Origin of the sequence: Pseudomonas sp. CM27 (assembly GCF_013179515.1) — a bacterium.
Taxonomy (GTDB): Bacteria; Pseudomonadota; Gammaproteobacteria; order Pseudomonadales; family Pseudomonadaceae; genus Aquipseudomonas.
In genome coordinates, this window is sequence record NZ_JABMCN010000326.1 from 2,530 (window position 1) to 5,639 (window position 3,110).

Consider the following 3,110-nt stretch of genomic DNA (forward strand, 5'->3'; position numbering starts at 1 on the left):
AGCCCGTGGCGGACAGCTCGATGGTAGTGGATGCCAACGGCAGCTTCGTGACGATGGTGCAGGCCGGTGGCTTGATATTCCTGCATGACTTTCAGGAGAACGAGCGCTATCAGGTGACCTCGCCAGGCGGACCTGGCTGTGCACTGGAGTTTACCCTCAGCGACAATCCGGAGCCGGATCAATACTATGAAACGACCACGGCCCTTTGCCATGCGATATGAGTTCTTGTGCAGGACGCGCCCCTTTCGCGACCGCCGCGGCGCGCTGCTTTTGCTGAGCGGGTGCCTGGGGATGTTGTTGATGGGAGTGGCCGGATCTGTCGCCGCGCAGGGCTGTCAGATCTTGCTCAGCCAGCCCGTTATCGAGTTTGGCCAGATCAACAGGACTCAGTTGCAAAAGCATGGGAATCAATACCTGTTTGCCGCGAAACATCTGCAACTGACGGTTCAGTGCTCCAGAAGAACCGACATGCTCCTGAACTATCTGGCTGCCGGCACCTATGGTGATAGCTATGGCTTTGGCGAGCGAGGACAGTATTCAATGCAACTGTCTGACGCACAGCTCGATGGCCAACCGGTCATGCTGGGTGCAGCCAGGGACCCGCGTGGCCCCTGGATGCAAAAAGGCGACCGGATTCGCTGGGTGCCAGGCATGCAGGTCACGCCATTGCTTGCAGATGTAGCGCTTCAAGGCACAAATTTCACGGCTCGCCTTACAATCCAGGGCTGGCTCGATGCAGCGTCGAACTTGTCAAACGCCGACGAGTTGCACGCAGGTGGTGTGTTGGAAGTCGATGGCGCAACTGCAGCCTTGGCGTTACAGGCAAGTGTCGTCCCAGCAGCTTGCAAGCTGTTCTTGGGTCATGACGGTGTGGTGGACTTCGGCCTCATTGAATCTGGACAGCTATCGGCTGGCAAAACCACCACTTTGCGACGCTCGTTGCCTGCTGCCGTGACCTGCGACGGCCTCACTCGTTTCGCTCTGCGCGCGGTGGACAACCGCCAGCCCGGCTTGATCAGTCACGTCAAAGACGTAGCACGCTCCGCCCTGTTTGGCGCAGGTAAAAAGACCAGTGACGGCCTGGCATGGTCTTTACAGCTTGAGGGGCCGGCGCTAGGGGATGGGCAGGTGCTCCAGCCGCTCTACTCCCCGCAGAGTGGTGCAGGCTGGCAGCCAGGCCCGGGAGCTGCGTTCTTCCATAACGACGGTCGTTTGCTGGGGTTTGCCCTCAGTAACCGCGCAGCAGCCGGGCCTGCCTTGATCAGGCAGCTCGAGGCTATGCTGATGGTCGAGTTGTACATTGCTCCTTTGCGTCAACTCGACCTGCGCGACGAGACTGCCGTCGACGGGGCGGCCACGCTGGAGATCGTCTATTTGTAAGCCCGAACTATGCCAGGTGGCCGCAAGTTTCCGTTATGTGTGCGCCGTTTGCACCTCGGCCTCCGGCTTTGGCAGCGACGACAGCAAGGCCATCACCAACGCTGCCAGGTACGGCAACGACTGCACCAGCAACATCGCCACCCAGAAGCGCATGTCCGAGCTCGGCAGCCCCTGCACCAGGTAGATGCCCAGCGCTGCGCCCCACAGCAGCAACATGATGAACAGCTCCTCCCGCGCCTCGGAAATCGCCACCAGCAGCCCATGACTGTCAGCATGCTTGGGCGTGCGGATGAACGGCATGCTGCTGGTGAAGAAGCCATACAGCACTGCCTTGGCGATGGTATGCGACAGCGCCAGCCCGGCCAGCGCCGCAGCGAAGGCGTCTTTCAGATTCACCCCCACCGCACGGCGGTAGAGGAAGATGATCTTGCCCACCTTGAAGAAGAACAGCGCCAGCGGCGGGATGGCGAAAATCATCAGCGGCGGGTCGACCCGGTGTGGCACGATGATCATCGCCGCCGACCACAACAATGCGCCGATCGTGAAGAAGATGTTCATGCCATCGGCAATCCATGGCAGCCAGCCGGCCAGGAAGTGGTAGCGCTGGCCACGGGTCAGCTCGCTGCCCTTGCCGCGCAGCAGGGCGCTGGCGTGGTGCTTGATGATCTGGATGGCACCGTAGGCCCAGCGGAAGCGCTGCTTCTTGAAGTCGATGAAGGTGTCGGGCATCAGGCCCTTGCCATAGCTGTTATGGGCGTAGGCAGCCGACAGGCCCTTCTCGAACACCCGCAGGCCCAGCTCGGCGTCCTCGCAGATGCACCATTCGGCCCAGCCCAGCTCTTCCAGCACGCTACGCCGGGTCATGGTCATGGTGCCATGCTGGATGATCGCGTCACGGTCGTTGCGGGTGACCATGCCAATGTGGAAGAAGCCTTTGTACTCGCTGTAGCACAGCTTCTTGAAGGCGCTCTCGTGCTGGTCGCGGTAGTCCTGCGGCGACTGCACCACGGCAATTTTCGGGTCGGCGAAGTGCGGCACCATGTGCTTGAGCCAGTTGCGATCGACGCAGTAGTCCGAGTCGATCACCGCGATCACTTCGGCATCCTTGGCGGTATGCGGGATCAGGTAGTTCAGTGCGCCGCCCTTGAAGCCCGCCAAAGGCGCGACATGGAAGAACTTGAAGCGCTCGCCGAGCTTCTCGCAGTGGGCCTTGAGCGGCTCCCACACGGCCGGGTCCTTGGTGTTGTTGTCGATCACCAGCACTTCGTAATCGGGGTAGTCCAGCGCGGCCAGGGCATCGAGGGTCTGCTTGACCATCTCAGGCGGTTCGTTGTAGCACGGCACATGCACCGATACCTTGGGGCGGTAGGCGCTGTCGGCCTGCACGGGCAGGAACTCACGACGTCGCTTGTGGGTCCACACCGCCTCGGCCAGTTCGTGGGCCTCGGTGAGCAGAACGATGAATACCCCCAGCGCGCCCAGGGCCAGCAGCACACCCACAGTCAGGCTGAACCAGGTGCTGTATTGCTGGCTGTAGTCGTAGGCAATCCACACCAGCACCGACCCGCACAGGAAGGTGATGAAGGTCAGGAAGGTGCGACCACGCTGGCGCAGGGCCGAACCGTCGATGAACAGCACCATCAGCGCAATCATCGCCAGCACCACCGAGGCTACCGCCAGGGCACGCCACTGCGGGATTGCCACCACCGGGCCGTCGAAATTGAATTTCT

3 protein-coding genes are annotated in these 3,110 nt (G+C 61.4%); 2 read left to right on the forward strand and 1 reads right to left on the reverse strand.

The genetic code is table 11. The features are described 5' to 3' along the window. Both HP547_RS26835 and HP547_RS26840 read left to right on the forward strand, forming a co-directional pair. On the forward strand, positions 1-221 hold a 221-nt coding region (locus HP547_RS26835; protein ID WP_218583500.1), incomplete at its 5' end, for a hypothetical protein. A 70-nt stretch (positions 222-291) separates the two neighbouring features. After that, positions 292-1,380, forward strand: coding sequence for a DUF1120 domain-containing protein (locus tag HP547_RS26840; RefSeq protein ID WP_172288444.1), 1,089 nt, complete (start codon positions 292-294; stop codon positions 1,378-1,380). Positions 1,381-1,413: 33 nt separating this feature from the next. On the opposite strand, the gene HP547_RS26845 is transcribed toward HP547_RS26840, so the two are convergent. Beyond that, positions 1,414-3,110 (reverse strand): glycosyltransferase (locus HP547_RS26845; protein WP_172288446.1); only part of this gene is annotated, 1,697 nt, incomplete at its 5' end.

What these genes read in the sequence shown, in the direction of transcription:
- HP547_RS26840 (WP_172288444.1), top strand. Translation starts at nt 292, where the DNA reads ATGTTGTTGATGGGAGTGGCCGGATCTGTCGCCGCGCAGGGCTGTCAG.